The following is a 369-nucleotide window of genomic DNA, read 5'->3' on the forward strand; positions in this document are numbered from 1 at the left end:
CCGGACGCCTATTTCGGACTGGGCGCTGACGGTTTTGCCGGGTTCAATCCGCGCAATCCCACCGACGCCAGGCGCGACGCCCAGGCCGCATTCGTCGATATGGAGCTTCGTCCCGTCGCATCCGTCTTCCTGGGGCTGGCGGCGCGCTACGACCACTATGATGACTTCGGCGGGGATGCGACCTATCGGGCCACGGCGCGCTGGGACGTGACGGAGGGTGTGGCGGTGCGGGCCTCGGCCGGGACGGGTTTCAAGGCGCCGTCGCTGCAGCAGCAGTATTTCAGCGCGGTGCAGGGCGCGACCTCCGCGGGGCAACTGGTGACGGTCGGCACCCTGCCGGTGTCCGACCCGGTCGCCAAGGCCCTGGGC

The 369-nt window shown here is 69.9% G+C and carries 1 protein-coding gene; it reads left to right on the top strand.

Annotation, left to right across the window (positions count from 1 at the left end):
- The coding region (locus CVH10_RS18285) for a TonB-dependent receptor (RefSeq protein WP_146143034.1) at positions 1-369 on the top strand (369 nt) is incomplete at both ends.

Origin of the sequence: Halomonas sp. ND22Bw (genome assembly GCF_003011945.1) — a bacterium.
GTDB lineage: Bacteria > Pseudomonadota > Gammaproteobacteria > Pseudomonadales > Halomonadaceae > Halomonas > Halomonas halophila.